The following is a 19,835-nucleotide window of genomic DNA, read 5'->3' as shown; positions in this document are numbered from 1 at the left end:
ATCTGATGCCAAGCCAGTATGAGAACCTGTTGCTGTGGGAACAATGGCTACCAAAAAATTCGTCCAGTAAAACGTTGCAATTCCATAACGCTTTATGATTAAAATTTTCCTGCATTCGTAGCATACATGTGACCAAAAGAGTATAGGGTTTGTAGATTATAATGCTTTTCTTCAAAATTGATGAATGAAGGTCAGCTGAAGAAACTCTACTCCGCTTAATTTGAGGAGAATGATACATGCTACCATGACGGAACAATTTACGCCACTACAGGATCTGGCCCTGATAGGGGACAGGCGTACCTGCGCCTTGCTGGACAAGCGGGGAAGCATTGTCTGGTACTGCCCAAAACGCTTCGATAATCCCTCGCTGTTTGCCTCTTTGCTGGATCCACAAAAAGGAGGATCCTGGACCCTGGAAATAGAGGGACTGGAATTTAAGGAACGGGCTTACCTGGAAGATAGCGGTATACTGCAAACCCATTTCTCAGGAGAGAAGGGAAAGCTCCTGCTGGAAGACTGGATGCCGTTGTATGCCCGCTTCTATGGTATCTGCCGCACGCTCTCTCCGTCCCCTGTACCGTACCGCATGCTCCTAAGCCCGCGCCCGAACTACGCCCGGCAATCTCCGGTGTTGGAGCAGAAGGAAGAGAAACAAGCTACCCTTGATTTTGACTTTCACTTATACGCCTCTCATCCGCTGGCGGTAGAGCAGGACACCATTTCCTGCCAGGTACCTGCAGGGGAGGAGGCCTGGTTTATTCTGGCTGAAAAGGCCTTGGATAAACCAAAAGAAATGCTGGAGGAGGTCAGGGAACTGAGCCTGAAAAACTGGCGCGAGATCGCCAGTCATATCACTTATAAAGGGCCTTATGAAGAGGAGGTGCGTAAATCGCTGCGCCTGCTGCGCATGCTGACCTATGCCGAAAACGGTGGCATTATTGCGGCTGCTACCACTTCCCTACCGGAAGTAATCGGGGGAGAGCGTAATTATGATTACCGTTATGTGTGGCTGCGGGATGCCGCTATGATTGTCAGCGCCCTGGCCCGGGCAGGAAGTGATGGAGAGGAAGAGCGCAAGTTCCTGAGCTTTATGTGTTCGGCCATGCACCGCATCCCAGCGCCTGTTGTGCCCATGCTAACCTTAGACACGCAACCAGTAGGAACACAGCAGGCACTTAATTTCAGGGGCTACAAAAACAGCCAGCCAGTGGAATACGGAAATGGGGCCAGCGATCAGTTGCAGCTGGATGCCAATAGTAATGTGCTTATTGCCGCCAAAGTGATTTACAACCGCTATAACACCCGGGAGCACTGGGAAACGATTCAGGGCCTGGCAAACTTCCTGGTAGCGCACTGGCAGGAGCCTGACCATGGCATTTGGGAAGAAACGCCGATAGCGCAATACACCTCCAGCAAAGTTATAGCCTCAATTAGCCTGAAGTATATAGCAGAGCATTCTACAGATGAAGATGAAAAGAAACGGTGGCAGGATACTTCCGAAGAGATCAAGGCTTATGTAGAAGAAAACTGTATCACTTCAGAAGGAGCTTACGCTGTTTATGCCGGAAGCGAGCAGGTGGATGTCAGCGCTATACTCTTTCCTATCTGGGGCTTTAACGATGCTGACTCTGAGGCCATGCTAAAAACAATAGAAGTACTGGAACGGGAAAACTGCCAGGATCATCTCTACCGCCGCCACCTGGTGGAATTTGACTCCAGCAAAGAAGGTGCTTTTCTGGCAGGTACACTCTGGGTGGCCCAGTACTGGGTGATGCGCCGTGACTGGGATAAAGTTGAAGCCATATTAGCGGCAGCGCTGCGCTTTATGAACGATATGGGCATCATGCCCGAAGAAGGAGACCCTGTAACAGGGGAGTGGCTGGGAAACCTGCCCCAGACATTTGTACACGCCTCCCTGATAGGTACCGTTATTGATTATAAGAATGCCCGCTATGGAGAGGAAGAATAGGAATAAGCGGCTGACGATCGGTGTCAGGCTTAGAAAACAGGGAAGCTTTATTATGGCATTAACTTCGTTCTGAGAGTTTTTTTACCCTTATCAGGTGGTAGCAATGCATGCTGTTAAGAAAAAAGACTGATCATAATTCATTTTAAAAATCAAACATCTTCAAAACAAAGCATATGAGTGAGAGAAGTGTTGAGCAGGTAATTGAGGCGCACGAAGCTTCAGGAAAATATATCACAGTGGATGGCGTCAGAACCTTTGTCCTGGATTGGGGAGAGGGGGAGCCGGTTTTTTGCATCCATGGTGTTCCCACATCTTCTTACCTCTACCGGAAAGTACTGAAAGAACTGGTGAGGAAGGGGCTAAGAGGTGTCGCGATAGATCTGCCAGGTTTGGGATTATCAGACAGGCCCGAAGAGTTTGACTATTCCTTTCCAAACTTTGCGCATTTCTGTGCGCAAGCTGCCAAAGAGCTTGGGCTGGAGAAGTACCACCTGGTGATACATGATATTGGCGGGCCAATTGGCTTTGCCCTGGCCGCGCAGAACCGGGAGAAGATTCTCTCGCTGACAATTTTGAATACGTGGATTGACGTCGATAAATTTGAGAAGCCCCTGCCGATGCGCCCCTTTGAAAAACCAGTTTTGGGAGAGGGGCAGCTGGCCGCTACCACGCATACTACCTGGCAGTTGATGTTTAAAGGCTTAGGAGCCTCTAATACAGATGTTATTCCTACAGAAGAAATAAATGCTTATGTGGACCTTTTAAAACGTGTTGATGGAGGGAAAGCTTTTCTAAAAATCATGCGCAACTTCGAGGATTCTGTTGCTTTCAGGGAGCTTTGCCACCAGGCAGTACAGGATGTGCCTTACCCGGTGCAGGCGGTATGGGGAGTTGAAGATCCAGGGCTGGAGTATGAGCGCTACGGAGAGGAAATAAAACAGATAGCTAATCTGAAGGAAGTACACAAACTGCCAGCCAAACACTTCTTGCAGGAAGACCAGTGGGAGGCGGTAGCAGCACATATCGCAGCTATTGCCGGCAAGTGAATTAGGATTTAATGGCACATAACAGTTTTGCCTTTAAACTAAGAATGGCATGTATCCTATGAAGGGAGGATGTGCTAAACTTTATGAACGATGTAAGCCAGCCCTGACTATCAAAAAAAGTGGGATGGCTATTTCTGTATGCACCTTTAGTATATCTTTATAATCAGCATTATGTGAGAGGCTATATTAAGCTGAAGTAACTATTGTCAGTCATTGCGGAAGAGATTGCTGAATCAGCCATAGCCGTTGCCATCGGCATCTTCGGCATCATCTCCGGGCAAGCTTTCGTTGGCGAATTGCTGATAAAGTTTGAACAATTCTCATCACCAATTATGAAAACTTCCACCGCTATTAATTACATTCACAAGGCAAATGTGAGATCACAAAACTGATAACTGACGTAAATGGCATGTCTGAGATAACTGAAATGAAAAGGAGCCAGATTAAAGTAGGCTTGTATGCCGCCGTGGTGGTTTTTCTAACCTATATCATGATTTTTGGCTTCAGAAAGTCATTTACAGTGGCTACTTTCGATGGTATTGAAATAGCCGGGTATAGCTACAAGACGGTGCTGGTTATCAGCCAGGTGTTGGGTTACCTGCTGGCCAAATTCTACGGCATCAAATATATCTCGGAGCTAAAAAGAACAGGCAGAGGTAACGTGATTTTCCTCCTGACGGGGATTTCCTGGTTAAGCTGGCTGTTTTTTGCGCTAGTGCCGTTGCCTTACAACATTATTTTTCTTTTTATCAATGGTTTTCCCTTAGGAATGCTCTGGGGAGTTGTTTTCTCTTATGTGGAGGGCAGGAGGAGTACTGATTTTATTGGTGCCACTTTAGCGGTAAGTTTCATCTTCGCCTCCGGGTTTGTCAAATCTGTCGGTGCCTGGCTGATGGTGCAGTTTAGTGTATCAGAATTCTGGGTGCCCTTTTACACCGGATTAGTCTTTGCCCCGCCACTTGTGCTTTTTGTGTATCTGATGGAGAAGATTCCACCACCCAGTGCCGAAGACGTTCAACACAGAACAGCGCGTACAGCCATGACAGAAGAAGACAGGAAAAGCTTTGTAAAAGAGTTCTATGCCGGTATTGCTGCATGCGTCCTGATTTACTCTTTTGCGACCATCTTCAGGGATATCCGTGATAACTTCGGGGCTGAGATGTGGAAAGAGCTAGGGTATTTCAACCAGCCCGCCATTTTCACGAAAACAGAAACTCCTATTACCCTGATTATCCTGGTTTTGATTGGCAGCATGGTGCTTATCAAGAACAATTACAAAGCCCTGCAGACGGCACATGTTTTTATTCTGATAGGGTTTGCGCTCGCCGGGGTTTCCACCTTGCTCTTCACCGTTCACTCCATCGAACCCATCTGGTGGATGATGCTGGTCGGTTTGGGTTTATACATGGTATACATCCCTTTCAATGCCGTGTTCTTCGACCGGCTGATTTCCACCTTCAAGTATACCGGGAACGTTGGCTTCCTGATTTACCTGGCTGATTCGTTTGGGTATGTGGGCAGCGTTGGGGTGTTGTTCAGCAAGGAGGTTTTCAGGGTTCAATTGAACTGGATAACTTTCTTTTCAAACAGTGTGATAGGCCTTTCAGCAATCGGTATTTTGCTAACAGCTTTTTCTATGATGTATTTTGGAAGGAAGTATAAAAAGTTTAGGTCCAGAGAGTTAAGGCCTGCTTTGAAAGCTACCACATAAATAAAATAAACATAGAACATACTGTTTGATAGATTTGGTATGGGAGAAACCTACCTGAATGGATAGTTTGCCATTATGGATTAGCGGCAAGCAAGGTTTCTTCGTACAGTTTCTTACCTGATTACTTTATTTACCACTTACAGCATGCATCAAGCCATCTCTGCCGAGGGTTATGTTCCGGCACCGGACTTTAATAAAATCTTCAACACCTTGCCAGGCAACCTCCTGCTGCTGCAACCTAACCCACCCATATTTACCATTTTGGCCGTTAGTGACGAACAACTGCAAATCACTGGGCAGGAAAGGCAGGATGTGGTGGGGAAAAGCGTTTTTACAGTATACCCGGATAACCCTGAAGCTGCGACGTCTACTGGTCCCTCCAATCTAAAGGTTTCTCTTCAAAATGCTCTGAACGACAAAGTGCTCGACCAGATGCCGGTTGTGCGTTATGATTTAGTTAACGCAGCGGGAGTATTTGAAGAGCGGTATTGGAAGGCAAATAACAGGCCTGTGTTAGATGCGGAAGGCAACGTCCTTTACATTTTACTCACCTCCTCTGAGATTACAGGGCAAGTGATGGCAGAGAGGAGGGAAACAGCCATAAGAGAGATTGAAAAGAAGTACAGTCTCTTTATGCAGGCCCCGCTAGCTTTCAGTATCGTAAAGGGGCCTGATCACACAGTGGAGCTGGCCAATGAAGAGCTGCTTAAAACATTAGGCAGAACAACGGACATTATTGGCAAGCCGCTCTTTGGCTCCATTCCGAAAGCCAAGGATCAGGGGTTGCCAGAGCTGCTGGACCGGGTGCGCAAAACAGGGAAGTCACACAATGCAAGAGAGTTTCCCTTAACATTAGAAATAGGCGGAAAGCAGGAGGTGCGCTATTATACCTTTGTGTTCCAGCCCTACTATGAAGAGCCAGGCGGCCAAGAGGCGGTAGGCGTCTTCAGCGTCTGGCACGATGTAACGGACCAGGTGCTGGCAAGAAGAAAGGTCGAGGAAAGCGAACAGCAGATACGTTCCTTCATTGAGAGCTCCCACCACCCCATAGGTGTTTACATCGGCAGAGAGATGCGGATACAGTTTGCCAACCAGACCCTCAAAGACAGTCTGGGCAAAGGCAATGACATTGTGGGTAAGCTGTACAGAGACGTGTTGCCTGAGCTGGAGAACCAGGAAGTGTTCGAGCAGCTTGACGAGGTATACACCACAGGGATACCGTTCCAGGCTAAGAACCACCGGCTGGAGCTGGTAGTGGATGGAGAGCTGCGGGAGCATTTTTTCGATTTGAGCCTGACACCCCTGTTCAATGCAGCCGGGGAGGTGTACGGTATCATTAACACAGGGGCAGATGTTACAGAGCTCAACCATGCGCGCGAAAGAGTGGCAGAAAGCGAATCACGTTTCCGAACTCTCGTGCAGGAGGCATCCGTTGGCATCATTGTGCTGGCCGGCGAGCAGATGCGGGTGGAGGTGCTCAACAAAGCCTACAGTCGTCTGATAGGTCGAGCGGAGGAGGAACTCCTAGGCAATCCCCTGTTCAGTGTAATTCCTGAGACGGAAGAGAGCTTCAGGCCCATTATTGACAAAGTCAGGTTGACGGGCGAACCGCTGTACCTGTATGAGCAGCCCTACTTCACCTATGCCAACGGCAATAAGAAAGAAGGATTTCTGAACCTGGTTTACCAGCCTTACAAGGAGCCGGATGGTACGGTTATCGGTGTGATGGTACTCTGCCACGACGTGACAGAGCAGGTGCTGGCATCGAAAAAAGCTGAGCAAAGCGCCCGGGACCTGCAGAATTTAGCTAATGCCATGCCGCAACTTGTGTGGATTGCCGCACCAGACGGGACAAGGACGTACTACAATAACCGAATCTCCGAGTTTACAGGGGCAAGCCAGCTGCCGGACGGTACCTGGCACTGGGAGAGCATGCTCTCCGAGGAGGACGAGCAGCGTACGGTGGAGGCTTGGGGTAAGGCTGTGAGAGCGGGCACGCTCTATGAGATAGAGCACAGGCTGCGGATGCGGGACGGCAGTAACCGCTGGCACCTGAGCCGCGCACTTCCCCAGCGGGACAGCGAAGGCAAGGTGACAGGGTGGTTTGGGACAGCCACCGATGTGCACGAGCGAAAAGAGCAGCAGGAGGCACTGGAGGCATATAACACACACCTGAAGAGCATCAACAATGACCTGGACAACTTTATCTACACTGCCTCCCATGACCTGAAGGCGCCCATCTTCAATATCGAGGGACTGCTGGCGCTCCTGTCTGAAGAGCACACAGCCGTAGGAGAGCGGAGCCGTGATACAAAGATGATACTGCAGATGATGGAAGGCTCTGTGGATCGCTTCAAGAAAACCATTGAAAGCCTGACCGATATAGCAAAACTCCAGCAGGAAAATGAGCAGGATGCTGTTTTGGTGAATCTGCAGGAGGTTATCGAAGAGGTGGCTATGGACCTGGCTCCTATGATAAAGCGCACCAATGCAACGCTGAAGGTAGATATAGAAAACGGCCTATACGTCCACTTCTCCCATAAGAACCTGCGAAGCGTGGTTTACAACCTGCTCGCCAATGCCATCAAGTACCACTCCCCAGACAGAGCACCAAAAGTCTGGATCAGTTGCGAAAGCACCTCCGCTTACAAAGTATTGACTATAGCCGATAATGGCCTTGGTATAAGCCCGAGGCACAGTAAAGAAATCTTCACCATGTTCAAACGCTTCCATGACCACGTGGAAGGCACCGGCATCGGCCTGTATATGGTCAAGAAGATGGTAGAGAATGCCGGGGGGATTATAAAAGTGGAAAGCAAGGAAAACAAGGGAACCACCTTCCGGATTAACTTACCAGCTTAATGTAATTTCTGGATAAAGGCCGGATAGCGGCGCAAAACGGTGGCGTCAGATTTTGCGGAGTTTGCGTATGTAGGAACATTTATTCCAGAATGGAGCAGCGATAACCTGGCAAAGGAAAAAACTATTTAGAGGCTCATATAGCTCCTACAGAGGGGCAGGGGTGGGTTCTATAGGCTAGCTTCGTGCGTAGTATTCAGTTAATGATGGTATAACATAAAACCGGTTGTGAGGCACTAATGCCAATATTTATATATTATAATATATTTAAAATAATAATCAAAATAGTTAAACAAATAAATACCTTTGCAGTACTCTGCTTAAACACACATTATATGCTCCTCTACAGAGGTATCATCACCCTTGATTACAACCCTGCGACAGACGTGCTGACCACCAGCATGCCTGATTTACGGAATGTCGCCCTCTCAGAGATTGGCTATTGCCTGAGTATGATCTTCGAGAGCATCAAGAACTACGACATTAAACACCTGCTGCTGGATTGCAGGTGCTCCATTGTTGAAATCGAAGATGAGCACTACAAGTCGATCGCTTTTGAGTTTAGTAAGGTCCTGATGAAAACCCGCCTCAATAGGATAGCGCGGGTCGGAACAGCAGACGCTGGGCGGGAGGAAAGAGCGGCTAAAATCTCCGAAGAACTCGACCAGGAACTGCCCCTGAGGGTAGTCTACCGGAGCTTCTCCAGCCGGGCCGAGGCGATGGACTGGCTGCTGTCATCAGTGCCAGCTTAAGGGGAGCAAACTAGCCTGCGGCGGCATCCTCTTCTCCGTCCAGAATCACACTTTCCCCAGAAATTTGCTCTAGATAACATAAAAATAGTTATTGGTGAAACAGCCCTCAGGGGCTGGAATCGAACCCGCTGTTTTTGGTACTTTGTGAATAGTAATCTTTGGTTATATTGCATGTGGGATTGATTCAATGCTTGGGTGATGAAAGGGTTCTGACCTTCTCCTGCAACAACTAATATCTACTCTTTCTTACAAGCAAACTTATTCCTTATGAAAAGAAATTTCCTCCTTCTCCTTGTGTTAACGCAGTTCCTCTTCTCCTGTAAAGAGGAGACGGCGATAGTTGTTCCTGCTCCGGAATTTACTGTTTATGAATATTACGCCGTTCATGAGCCTGTGCTGGTCAAAGACGTAACTAAGGCAGAGCATTACTTGTGGGACTTTGGTAACGGCATTACCTCTACAGATAAGTTCCCACATACTTGGGTATACACAGAGCCAGGTATTTATACCATCAGGTTAACAACCTATACCCAAGGGCAGAAGAGCACGACGGAGAAACAGTTGAAGATAGGGCAGTATTACGCTTATGAGGCCCAGTTGCTAAGCTATTATGAAAACTATGAGTTGGAGGGAGGCGATATGTCAGGTCCTTCGGAGGGAAACCCTGATGTATATTTACAAATTTCCCACTACATAAACGACGCAGAGGAGGTCTTGTATAAGAGCGAGGTACGGCCCGGCGTTACCAAAGAAGATCTCCCTTTATCTTGGTCATTCTATCCAATCGCGCTTGGCGGATCTGCTGTTCTTCCACCATATTTCAGCCCATTTTTCAGATTTTACGATTCTAATGCTGACAAAGCAGATAGATTAATTGCACATAATTTGGTTACTGGGGGCAGTTCGCACCTACAGTTTGATAAGGAAAAGAACGAGGGGCAGTATTCACAAAAGCGGGGAGGAGACGACTGGGGCTCGCATGTTGTAGTAAAGTTCAAAATGAAGTTTCCTTAAGTACAGATACTGTCATGAGGAGTCTACCTTATGCGTAAGCCTCTCTTAAGTTTAACATAAACAACCGTTCCTGAACTGTTTATTCTATTGGAAACAATTACCTATATCATTCTATCTAACATAAATGAGCTTATTGGCCAGGAGTCGAGCTATTCAATAGTAATCTATAGAGAGGTTGTTTACAGTTATAATTTGATATAGACTTATGAAGAAGTTACTTACAATTGTGATACTCGCATTCTTATGCGCCTTGAATGCAGTTGCACAAGATTCAAGACCATATACAGAAGTTCCTGAGTTAGATAAATTTGCAGGTGAATGGGTCTATAGTAACAAAGGAGAGAGTCTTACACTTTTTTTAACAAAAGAGAAAACGTATGTAGAGACTATAAATAGCTATGTTGATGCGTTGGCAGGATTTTATGAATATAAACCGGACAAATCATCCTCTTTAGGTAACAAAGATAAAAACAAGATTATTGCTGGCAGATTGGTTGCTATCAATGGGGACGCGGCGACTTTTCTGATAATTGATTCTGGTAAAAATAAACCAGGCCAAGCTACCTTAGAGTTCATGCCTAACAGCTTTAAACAAGCGAAACTTGATATTATGGAGCTAGAAGGAGTTAAGGTCAAGAAAAAAACTAGTACCTCAGGGTTTTCGCTGCCGTCCGGTATAATTTTAAAAAAAGTTAACTAGGTTATTCGCACCTACGGGTATTGGCAAGGTCGAACCATGTCTCATCTCAAGCTCATTTAAGTAGAGTTAGAATAGGATGACGTTGATCGATGAGAGTAGCGCATTTTTGACTTAAGAACATCGTGAGTGTGAGTTTAGCTAAAGAATAGCCCCGGCTTAACATATCCTGGAATAGGTTACTTACAAGAAAAGGCTCCTCATCACGGGGAGCCTTCCTGGTTCTATAAAGCTGATTATGTTAAAGAGTTCAACTGAAAAGATATAATGATAAGAAGCTTAAGTATGATGTTGCTTCACACAACATACTTTGTTAGTAAATTAGCCTTTAATAATTTACTTGACAAGGTAACTTTAGGTTGATGATAAAAAGACTTCTCCAGACTGACGCAAGCCGGACCACCATTCTCATCAGGCTGATGGTGGGTGCGGTGTTTCTCTCGGAGGGCATTCAGAAGTTCCTGTTCCCCGGCACAAGGGGGGCTGGCCGTTTTGAGAAAATAGGCTTGCCCGAGCCGGAGTTCCTTGGGTATTTTGTAGGAAGCTTTGAGACCATCTGCGGTGCGTTTGTCCTGCTCGGGCTGTTCACCCGTTTAGCAAGTGTTCCCCTCATTATCATTATGCTGGTGGCCATTGCAACCACAAAAGCAGAGGTTCTGCAGCAGGATGGCTTCTGGGAGATGCTGCACGGGAGCAGGACAGACTGGTCTATGCTGTTGGGAAGCATCTTTCTGCTGATAAGGGGCGGCGGTCGGTGGTCCCTTGACAGAAAACTTTCCTGATGAATGAGGTGGTGCTGTTGCTCACCCTGTTCATTGTATTGATAGGCTTCAGCCGGATTTACCTGCGGGTGCACTATGCCTCCGATGCGCTGGCGGGTTTCTCCGCTGGCTTTCTGTGGGTGGTGATCAATATCTGGGTGTTGCCCAGGGTAGAGAGGTTCACCCGTGAAACGATAACGACTGTGCTCGCAGATGACCCCGCAGAATAAAGGTGTGACGCATTCCTCCCTTAACGGATTATAATCAGGAGCCTACAACATGACGCTCTAGCGGAGGCTCCCTAATCAAGCTCATGAGAGGCACTTTTTTTTCAAGTAGACATTTGCTTTTGAGATAGCATATTAAGGGCACAGGCGAACAAGAGAAACTACAATCACAACATACATCTCAACCAGGTGAAATGAAGGATTCCAAAGAGACAGAAACAGCGCTTTTGCGCGTCCTCACCCTCAAGGACGCTGTCGGGGTAGGGTTAGGCGCAATCATAGGTGCGGGAATTTTCGTCGTGACAGGAGTGGCGGCGGGAGTCGCTGGCCCTGCCTTTATTTTAGGGCTTATCGTGGCTGGCCTTATTGCGGCATTCAATGGCCTGAGCTCTGCCCAACTGGCTGCAGTATACCCGCATTCCGGAGGGACCTATGAGTACGGCTATAGGTTGCTCAGTCCCGCATTTGGTTTTTCAGCAGGTTGGATGTTCCTGATAAGTAAGCTGTCTGCGGCTGGTGTGGTTGCTATCGGCTTCGGCAGCTACTTTTATCAGCTGGTACCTGTTGCCTCGCCTCTGGCCATCTCCCTGGTGGCGGTGGTGCTTCTGACCACCGCCAATTACTTCGGCATCAAAAAGGCTGGGATGCTGAACCTGGTCATCGTCCTGTTTACCCTGGTTTCCCTCCTTTACCTGGTATTCAGCGGTGCACCGGCGGTAAGGGGGGAGAATTTCCAGCCCTTTGCTCCCTTCGGCATAGCGGGCATCGCCGAGTCCGCGGCCTTGCTGTTTTTCGCCTTCACCGGGTATGCCCGTATTGCGACGCTGGCCGAGGAGGTGATAGAGCCGGAAAAGACAATTCCCAGGGCTGTCATTATCACGATTGTCACAGCCATCGTGCTCTATGCCGCGGTGGCGGCGGTGGCTATAGGAGTGATCGGTACTTCACGCATGGCTGGCAGCACCTCGCCGCTGCAGGTTGTGGCAGAGGCACTGGCTACGCCAGGCATCGAGACTATCGTCACCCTCGGCGCGTCCACGGCGATGCTGGGAGTGCTGCTGAGCCAGATACTGGGCATTAGCAGAATGATGCTAGCTATGGGACGCAGAAACGACCTTCCCCCTGTGTTCCAGCGAGTTCATAAGAGCTACAGGGTCCCGCACCTGGGTATCTTCCTTACAGGGCTGATTATCCTGGCGCTTACACTCGCGGGATCCTTTGAATTTATCGTGCGGGCTGCCACCTTTACCATCCTGCTTTATTACAGCATCACCAATATGGCCGCACTTAAGCAACCCAGGAGCGAGCAGATCTACGGGAGGGCTATACCAGTTTTAGGGCTGGCAGGCTGCCTGGCTATGTCTGTTTCCCTGCCTATGCACGTTATTTTGTCAGGAGTAGGTTTACTTCTTGCAGGGTTTGGTATCAGGCTGTTGTTCCACAGGATCTACGACAGGTAATGGAAGCAAGGCTAAGCTAAGGCCAATGTCCCGGCAGGCCCGTCTATAGAAGAATCCTGCCTGCCACGGAAAACCCTCTGTTTTAGAAACTCTCCTCTCCGTTTCTTTTACTGGCTTAGACTGTCACGCAAATCGTGGGAATGATAAGATCTTGGATCCTGCAGCGGTACTTACCCTGCAGTCTGTATTGCGTATCATTTTGCCGTCTCACAAATTAAAGTTATAATTTATTTTAAGAGACGAGTAGGTGAGAACGTTCATGATATCATGAACAGTGTGTTCATAGGCTAACAGATAGGTTCACCTAAAGGCATATAGTAGGAGAGGGCACTAAAAGGAATAAGGCAAACATCAGAGGCTTTACCTCCTCAAAAATGTGATAAATTACCAATCCGAGAGGTGTTATATTTTATCTTGGCGGGTTTAGTGTCCGAAGTACATAAAAAAAGCTCCTCAGCGTTAACTGAGAAGCTTTCCTTTAGACCGAAGGAATGCATTATCGAACCTTTTCCACAGAAATTTGGCTGCTTTAGAAGCTTTTTTATTTGAGTAAGAGTGGGAATGACACAGGTAAAATTACACTCCCCCCATCAATGCTGTTATCTGTAATTTATTTAATTAATTCATATTTGAAATCAACTAGCCCTCTAATCGCTTCAATACCGCCTTTAACCGGATAATAGTCCCTTGTTCCATGATAAAATAGAGATTCTATTTCGATATCGTTAATTACTAGTGGAATAAGAAAAGAGTTTACACCATTCGGCTGGTGATCTTGGTATTTGGCTTCATATACAGAGTTGTGCTTTTTGTATTTAATTGCAATCAAATATCTGTTGTTCGCTGATAATGCTAAACCTTGATCAACACTCTTGAATTGAAACTTACTTGTATCACCTATGGTGATACTATCAACAAGTATGTGGTCTCTGTTTACGAAGTCCCAAAGAGCGCCGCTTGTTACTGTTATTTCATAAGTGCCTTTTTCTGGCATTCTAGCCCCAAGGGCATTGATTTTTATATTACTTGAAGGTACAATATAATAGCCTCTATATATGTCAAGTTCTTTTTCATGTGGATTGACGTTGGGTTCGTTTACTTCAGATACTCCAATTCTTGAATTTGCCTTAAGATATCCTTCAAGAAATCCTGGACTTGAAACCGGTTCCACCTCTTCTTTTTTATTGCACGATACAAGTATCACAACAGCTATAAAGTAAATAAGTACTCTCATGATATTTTTAGATTAAATTTATTTTTTGTGTGTCAAAAGTTTTAATTCATTATTCCTTTGAATTACACAACAGTTAGTACACACACAGAGCAAAGCTTAGCCACAGCTTGGCTTATGTGTCGTTTTGTGAAATGTAATTTTAACCAAGAACCACTTTTTCTTGTGCTGCTGCACAGTTACCACTCATTCTGGTTGACCTGCTTTAGTTTCTGTATAGCAGTTTTCGAGTATAAGAGTCCATCCTTTTCTTCAATCTACAGTTGTAGATGTTATCACCCCGTTTACTTAATGTCAATATTAAGGGTTTTATTTACATCCATTTTGCTAAGATTTGTTTTTTCATTTTCATGTAGAAGCCAAAGTCCAGTATTATCTTGGTAGATGGCTTACTGTGTTATACCAGTTGAAAAGTTTGAATCAACAGTTGTATTTCTTACAGGCTCCTCTCCATTTATGCTTACATCTACAGTATCAAATTCAAATCAGCTACCAACAATTGATGAAAAGGGGTTCTTCTCTCTCTTTGAATGGCTGAAAGAAGTACCTGGAGCTATTTTCATTTTTATTGATTTTGCAATCAGTATGTATACACTATCTTCAGTTATGAGATAAAATGGCTCTTTATTCTTTGAGAAGTTGTAAGGACCGGCTAAAGTTTCATAAGAAGTGCTGTCCACCCTTATAACTTTAAACATGTTGTACTTTGAGCCTACTTCATCTTCAACGCTTCTAAATATTTCATTTAGTAGGGAGTCTGTTAAAACCGTTGAGCTGTCAACTCATTCTTTTAGAATAACACCAAAAGCATAGAGAGGGTCAGGGTCAACTAAGCCACTTCTTTCTTCAGGTTCATCTGAGCAAGAACAGAACATGTAACTGAAAATAAGAATCAAAGCTAATTTGAATTTCATACTTTATAGTTACAGGTAACTATAAAGTATTGATTGGCCAAAACGAGAGGTATTAAATTTATAGGTGGCCGTTGTAGTGTCCGAGGTTAAAAAAAGGCCGCTCTATGTAAACTAGAGCGGCCTTTCGTGTAGACCGAAGGAGTGAATTATCGAACCATATCCACAAAGATTTAGTGGCTGTGGATAAGTATCTGCAGGTGGGGAGAGGGGCAGTAAGGTTTGTGTTTTGAAGGTGGGTTTTTCTCCCAACTATAACAGTCCAATTTTTCGAGAGAACGTAAATGGGAACCAAACAATTTATGTAATGCTGCATGTAAAAGGCATCAGTAGTGGCTAAAGCACACGCTATTGAAATGAGACGAGCTACCAACTAAAATAGAAAGTATTAGCAGTTGTGATAGCCGAACTACAGCAGCGTTATTTTTTTTACGACCTTACCGCGCTCGGTTTGGACCATCACCAGGAAAACCCCGGCTTTTTCACCCGACAGATCAACCTCCACCCGCTCCGGTTGCCCCGCGTTCAACGCTTCGCTGAATAGAAGCCTGCCTGTCGTATCGAAGACCTGCACGGCCTGCACATTGAAGTCCGCCCTGGTGAAGTCAACAGTGAAGCGGCCTGTGCTTGGGTTCGGGAAAACAGCAATGGCCTGCGAGGGCGTGAGCTGCTCCACCTCAAAGTCCGCTTCATCGCTGCCGCCCACGCCAGCGACCCTTACTTTACCCGTCATCGCGCCACGGGGCACGCGAACCTGGAGGGCAGTGCCGGAAGCGTTTAAGACAATAGCCTCCACACCGCCAAATGAGACGGTGTCCCGTTTTCCTAAAGTAAGAAAGCGCTCCCCCTGAAGCTCCACTAACGTGCCCACGCTGCCCTTGGCCGGGTATACCGCAGTGATCACTGGCGCCGGAATGACCTCAAAAGCCCTGGAGGCGGTGCCGCCTGGGGTGGTGAGGCTGACCGTCCCTGACTGAGCACCCGCAGGAACCCTTACTTCCAGCGTCTGCGCGGTTGCCTGCAGCACCTCTGCCTGGATATTGCCAAACAAAACAGAGTTGCGGTTTGGCTCCGTGGCAAAGTTCTCCCCTTGCAGCAGGAGCCTGCCACCTACCCGCTGCAGGGGTTTGTCAAAACCTGTGATGGCGGGGGCATACCACACCCGATAAGCTGCCTCGCTCTGCACTGTGCCGCCTTTGGTGTGCACGGTGAACGTGTCGGTTGCCGCGTCGGCAGGAATTCGTATTCTAACGGTATTCTGATTGACACGTATTATTTCACAATCCCGGGAGCCAAGCTGCACACGTTCGACCAGTTCAGAAGAAAGGTAATTCCCCTGCAGTGTCACCTCGGCACCCACCACACCCTCAGCGGGGCTGAAGCCGGAGACAACGGGCGGCTGGTACACGACGAAGGCTGCCTTGCTGCTGGCGCCTGCATGTTCTGTCACAACGCTTAGTGTTCCTGTGCTGGCACCCACTGGCACCCTCACCTTCAGTGTAGTGGCATCTCCTTCCAACACCTCCGCCTGCACACCGTTGACGTATACCTTGTTTGAGCTTTTGTTTTCGGAGAATTTAGAGCCTGTTATACTTACCTCCGCGCCGAATCTGCCGGCGGCAGGAGTGAAGCCAGCTATAGTTGGTGTCATGATCACCTCGTCAGCCACAATCCTGTTTTCCTCCCGCATTTCCAGCGGCATGTCGTAGATGCGGTTCACCGTGACGTTGGTGCGCACGGGGGAGTTGAAGTCGAAGAAGATGTCGGCGAAGTTCTCCACAACCGTTTTCTCCGGCAGGTCTGCTTTTGGTTTGATGCTGAACTGGATATAGCCGTGGCTGCCCGGTTCGTCAGAGGTGCTGTCGGGCAGCATGATGTTTTGGAATGTCCAGGTAATCACCGGGCGGCCCTTGCCGCTCACTTCGTAGGTGTAGCCGTGGGAGGCCGAGCCGATTTGAAGCGTGCTTAGGTCCAGGTACTCCGAAAGCGTGTCGACCACCACTACCCGGTAGGCCACGTCGGTGCCGGTGTTCTGGAAGCGGATCTTGTACTTGAGCGCAGTGCCTGTGGGCGTAAGGTTCTCCTCCGTCAGCCCCTGGGGCGTCACCAGCTTATCGTTCGGGTCGAAGGAATCAGAAATCGGGAGACACTCCTCTGCCACCTCGGCCTCCTCGTCGTCAGTGGGCATGGCGTTCACGAAGCCGGTGCTGAAGGCGGCGGCAGGCGATCCTCCCGTCCCGCAGCCCTCCACCGTGGCGCTGGCAAGGGTGTTGTCTCCGTTACCGTTTGGCTGGTCGGCCTCCAGCCGGATGGTCCGGCCCATGGCCGGCACCCGGAGCACCATGCTGTCGCCGGCGGCGAGGGTGTAGTTCTCCACGGTGGCCAGCTTCCCGTCCTGGTAAACGCGGAACTGCTCGCCTGTCTCCATGTCTACCTGCCCGTTGTTCCTGATTACGAACCACACATAGCCTGTGTTCGCATCGCACTTGCCCGTTATTGTGCTGACTGCTGTTGGTGGTGCGGTTGGGATCTGGTTGCCCGGTGTAATCCAGGCTTTGGTGCAAACAGTAAGGCCGCGGATGCTTTCGTCGCCGCAGATAACCTCGTCCTGTATGGTGATGACGCCACTTTGGCCCGGTGCTACTGTGCCCGCCTCAAATACGTAGGTTCCGTTCGGCAGGCGGGTAAAAGGTCTGTCAGCCGAAATCAACTCCACCTGCTCGGGAAGTTGCAGGAACACTTTTGCGTTTTCGGCGGGGGCAAAGCCGGTGTTGGAGTAGGTGAGTTTGGTCGTGCTCTCGAAGCAGCGGCGGCGGCGCGTGGAGGAGACGCTGACGGAGAGGTAAGGTGAGAGGGTGACGTGGTTGCCGAAGTTAATATTAGTAACATCATTTATATCTTGCGTCACTTCGACTGAGTGACTAGAACTCTGACTTGGGAATGTCTGTGTTAATTTCATTCCCAGGTTCTCTGGTAATATCTGAGAGACTTCATGTGTACCGACAGCATCAACAGCCAAACTATAGTTTCCATACATGTCTGTCATCCCATATATGTGTTCAGGTAAAGATTTTATTATCATATTTTTCAGTTTAGCTTCATTACCTTCCATTTTTTGGTTCTGATTTACATCATTGAAAACAGTTCCTGTAATATACTTTTTTGAATTTGCATTAGACTTTCCTAAAATTAGGATGTTGTTATATTTCTGAAATGTATTTGTCACAACACATTCACCAGTGGCGCTAACAGCCACTAAATCACTGATAACAGGCAAAGAACCTGTAAGATTGGCAGCTGTATCAAAAATATCTACAGATTGTCCGGCTACATAAAGGTTGCCAGAAGCATCAATTGCAATGCTTTTAGGATCATTGGGTTGAGGTCTTGGCATGATGCTGTCCCGTAAGTTGTACTCCATTAACAGTTCTCCAACAGGAGAGTACTTTTTGACTGTTCTCTTAGCACTAAAATAATCGGTATGGTAAGCTTTGGATAGAACAAAAATATTACCTGTGGCATCAACAGCTAAGTCCCGGTAAGTGGGTCTTTCTACTGTGGCTGTTGCATCTGAAAAGGAAATCACTGAAATCAACTTTCCTTCAGAATTATACTTGACTACCTTGCCCTGAGATAATATGTATATATAACTATCTTGCCCAGTGGCAATTTTATAGCGAAAGTTATAAGACTGTGTTTCCTTTGGAAGGGCTTCGAACTCTACAGTTGGCTTACCTAGGGAGTTGTACTTTATAGCCCTACCATCCTGTAGGCTATCCAAAACATAGACAGTGTTATCAGAGCCATAAGCAACATCCATTATAGCATTGAACTTTGTGCCAGGTCCATCTTTACCAAATTCTAAGACTTTGATTCCCTGAGCACTGTACTTATGAACCCGCTTTGTTAAGCGATCTGCAAAATATATATATTGCCCTTTGCTATCTATTTCTAATGCTGAAAAATTTATTTTTTCTCTTGCAGCGTTTTCTGAACCATATTCAGCAATTATTTCTCCTTCGGAAGATAATTCAATAATTTTACCGCCCTTTGGTTTTAATGATATGCTGCCACTAAAAGTTGTAAAAATATTTCCAGAGTTATCAAGTCCAATGCCCATATTGAGGCCAAAGCCATAGCTTTCATACTTTTCGTCATTTTGTAACTTGGTACTAAGGCCTCTATCGCCGTTCTGATTGAAAGAGTATAAAGTCGTGTTTCCTGCATCTGCTACATAGATAGTTCCAGAATTATCTATTTCTACACCTGTGGGCACCAAGAAAGAAGGAGCTCCATTGCCTGGGGTTAAGTATGATGTAATATAATGGCCGCTGTCATCAAACCTTACAATTTGTTTGTTTTTAGTATCAGCAACATAGATGTTTCCATCTGGACCTACTGAAACGTCTGTAGGCGAATTAAATGTGCCGAATTTAAGTAAATACTTTCCTTCACTATTAATTTTATAAACAGCATTACTAGAATTATGTGTAATATAAACTGAACCATCTGGCGCAACGGCAATTCCTCCAACATCATGTGATGTATAACCTGTAATAACTGCCACTCTGAACCTGGAAAGGACCTTACCATTTTTATTTAATTTGATAACTGTGTTATGATACCTATCATATACAAACAGATTGTCATTCACATCTTTCGCTATAGCAAGTGCTTGACCCGCAAATGGTATATCTTCAAAAAAAATGTCCCGCACAAACTCTCCATTCTTATCTAGCACTCTTACCTGATAACTGTTTGCCACATACATGTTACCCTCATTGTCTATAACGACACCAAATGGCGTGCTTAAATTTGCACCAATAATGTATTTCGTTTTTAAAGTATCATTTTGGGAAAATGCATGAGAAATTAAAAGCAGTTTAATCAGAAAAAGCAGTAGAATTTTTTTCATCTATTTTAATATTACTAGAATGTTAAATTGATAATGAATTTTATATATCTATCGAGTTAAATATATAAAAATTCGCTAGTTATTATTGATGAATATATGTGACTCTTGTAAGCAGCGACAAAACTCTTCGAGAATCGAGTAGAAACAACATTCACCCCTAAACTCAAATTAACTAAGGCATAGCATGTTTGACTATGCTATACTGACAGGCTTATCAAAGAGCAGAAGTAGCATACGAGTTAACGTTCGGTTTTCAGAGGCTTTAGCTCCTAACGAAGGTGA

13 protein-coding genes and 1 pseudogene are annotated in these 19,835 nt (G+C 46.6%); 10 read left to right on the top strand and 4 right to left on the bottom strand.

Annotated elements, in window-relative coordinates; genetic code table 11:
• Positions 1 to 244: 244 nt before the first annotated feature.
• The 10 genes from DXT99_RS05030 to DXT99_RS04980 all read left to right on the top strand — a co-directional run bounded on the left by DXT99_RS05030 (position 245) and on the right by DXT99_RS04980 (position 12,496).
• Complete coding sequence (locus DXT99_RS05030) at positions 245 to 1,969, top strand: glycoside hydrolase family 15 protein (protein WP_115564467.1); 1,725 nt, start codon at positions 245 to 247, stop codon at positions 1,967 to 1,969.
• Between the two features lie 173 nt (positions 1,970 to 2,142).
• Entirely contained in the window at positions 2,143 to 3,015 is an 873-nt protein-coding gene (locus DXT99_RS05025) for an alpha/beta hydrolase (protein ID WP_115564419.1), read from the top strand.
• 409 nt (positions 3,016 to 3,424) lie between these two features.
• Positions 3,425 to 4,726, top strand: coding sequence for a DUF5690 family protein (locus tag DXT99_RS05015; RefSeq protein ID WP_115564417.1), 1,302 nt, complete (start codon positions 3,425 to 3,427; stop codon positions 4,724 to 4,726).
• Between the two features lie 144 nt (positions 4,727 to 4,870).
• Complete coding sequence (locus DXT99_RS05010; RefSeq protein ID WP_115564416.1) at positions 4,871 to 7,588, top strand: PAS domain-containing sensor histidine kinase; 2,718 nt, start codon at positions 4,871 to 4,873, stop codon at positions 7,586 to 7,588.
• Between the two features lie 332 nt (positions 7,589 to 7,920).
• Positions 7,921 to 8,337: a hypothetical protein gene (locus DXT99_RS05005; protein WP_147294168.1), complete on the top strand. Its 417-nt coding sequence runs from the start codon at positions 7,921 to 7,923 to the stop codon at positions 8,335 to 8,337.
• Positions 8,338 to 8,604: 267 nt separating this feature from the next.
• Complete coding sequence (locus tag DXT99_RS05000; protein ID WP_115564414.1) at positions 8,605 to 9,351, top strand: PKD domain-containing protein; 747 nt, start codon at positions 8,605 to 8,607, stop codon at positions 9,349 to 9,351.
• Between the two features lie 205 nt (positions 9,352 to 9,556).
• Complete coding sequence (locus tag DXT99_RS04995; RefSeq protein WP_115564413.1) at positions 9,557 to 10,051, top strand: DUF6705 family protein; 495 nt, start codon at positions 9,557 to 9,559, stop codon at positions 10,049 to 10,051.
• Positions 10,052 to 10,410: 359 nt separating this feature from the next.
• A complete protein-coding gene (locus tag DXT99_RS04990) occupies positions 10,411 to 10,830 on the top strand; it encodes a DoxX family protein (RefSeq protein WP_115564412.1) in 420 nt (139 codons plus the stop codon).
• Positions 10,830 to 11,039 carry a phosphatase PAP2 family protein gene (locus DXT99_RS04985; RefSeq protein ID WP_115564411.1) on the top strand — a complete coding sequence of 70 codons (210 nt, stop codon included), beginning with the start codon at positions 10,830 to 10,832 and terminating at the stop codon, positions 11,037 to 11,039. Before DXT99_RS04990 ends, DXT99_RS04985 begins: the two co-directional genes overlap by 1 nt.
• Positions 11,040 to 11,230: 191 nt before the next feature.
• Entirely contained in the window at positions 11,231 to 12,496 is a 1,266-nt protein-coding gene (locus DXT99_RS04980; RefSeq protein ID WP_115564410.1) for an APC family permease, read from the top strand.
• 610 nt (positions 12,497 to 13,106) lie between these two features.
• Here DXT99_RS04980 and DXT99_RS04975 read toward each other — a convergent pair.
• The 4 genes and pseudogenes from DXT99_RS04975 to DXT99_RS27940 form a co-directional block, all read right to left on the bottom strand.
• Complete coding sequence (locus tag DXT99_RS04975) at positions 13,107 to 13,730, bottom strand: hypothetical protein (protein ID WP_115564409.1); 624 nt, start codon at positions 13,728 to 13,730, stop codon at positions 13,107 to 13,109.
• Positions 13,731 to 14,212: 482 nt separating this feature from the next.
• Positions 14,213 to 14,425: a hypothetical protein gene (locus tag DXT99_RS04970; protein WP_115564408.1), complete on the bottom strand. Its 213-nt coding sequence runs from the start codon at positions 14,423 to 14,425 to the stop codon at positions 14,213 to 14,215.
• 622 nt (positions 14,426 to 15,047) lie between these two features.
• A complete protein-coding gene (locus DXT99_RS04965) occupies positions 15,048 to 18,224 on the bottom strand; it encodes a DUF7619 domain-containing protein (protein ID WP_246000443.1) in 3,177 nt (1,058 codons plus the stop codon).
• A gap of 264 nt (positions 18,225 to 18,488) precedes the next feature.
• Positions 18,489 to 19,409 (bottom strand): annotated as a pseudogene (locus tag DXT99_RS27940) (NHL repeat-containing protein); the annotation flags it as partial.
• Positions 19,410 to 19,835 lie beyond the last annotated feature (426 nt).

The sequence above is a fragment of the Pontibacter diazotrophicus genome, from assembly GCF_003367245.1.
In the GTDB taxonomy this organism is placed as follows: domain Bacteria; phylum Bacteroidota; class Bacteroidia; order Cytophagales; family Hymenobacteraceae; genus Pontibacter; species Pontibacter diazotrophicus.
This window is presented reverse-complemented; position numbering and strand designations above follow the sequence as displayed.

What these genes read in the sequence shown, in the direction of transcription:
- DXT99_RS04985 (WP_115564411.1), top strand. Translation starts at nt 10,830, where the DNA reads ATGAATGAGGTGGTGCTGTTGCTCACCCTGTTCATTGTATTGATAGGC.
- DXT99_RS05000 (WP_115564414.1), top strand. Translation starts at nt 8,605, where the DNA reads ATGAAAAGAAATTTCCTCCTTCTCCTTGTGTTAACGCAGTTCCTCTTC.
- DXT99_RS04990 (WP_115564412.1), top strand. Translation starts at nt 10,411, where the DNA reads ATGATAAAAAGACTTCTCCAGACTGACGCAAGCCGGACCACCATTCTC.
- DXT99_RS05010 (WP_115564416.1), top strand. Translation starts at nt 4,871, where the DNA reads ATGCATCAAGCCATCTCTGCCGAGGGTTATGTTCCGGCACCGGACTTT.
- DXT99_RS05030 (WP_115564467.1), top strand. Translation starts at nt 245, where the DNA reads ATGACGGAACAATTTACGCCACTACAGGATCTGGCCCTGATAGGGGAC.
- DXT99_RS05015 (WP_115564417.1), top strand. Translation starts at nt 3,425, where the DNA reads ATGTCTGAGATAACTGAAATGAAAAGGAGCCAGATTAAAGTAGGCTTG.
- DXT99_RS04980 (WP_115564410.1), top strand. Translation starts at nt 11,231, where the DNA reads ATGAAGGATTCCAAAGAGACAGAAACAGCGCTTTTGCGCGTCCTCACC.
- DXT99_RS05025 (WP_115564419.1), top strand. Translation starts at nt 2,143, where the DNA reads ATGAGTGAGAGAAGTGTTGAGCAGGTAATTGAGGCGCACGAAGCTTCA.
- DXT99_RS04970 (WP_115564408.1), bottom strand. Translation starts at nt 14,425, where the DNA reads ATGTTTAAAGTTATAAGGGTGGACAGCACTTCTTATGAAACTTTAGCC.
- DXT99_RS05005 (WP_147294168.1), top strand. Translation starts at nt 7,921, where the DNA reads ATGCTCCTCTACAGAGGTATCATCACCCTTGATTACAACCCTGCGACA.
- DXT99_RS04975 (WP_115564409.1), bottom strand. Translation starts at nt 13,730, where the DNA reads ATGAGAGTACTTATTTACTTTATAGCTGTTGTGATACTTGTATCGTGC.
- DXT99_RS04995 (WP_115564413.1), top strand. Translation starts at nt 9,557, where the DNA reads ATGAAGAAGTTACTTACAATTGTGATACTCGCATTCTTATGCGCCTTG.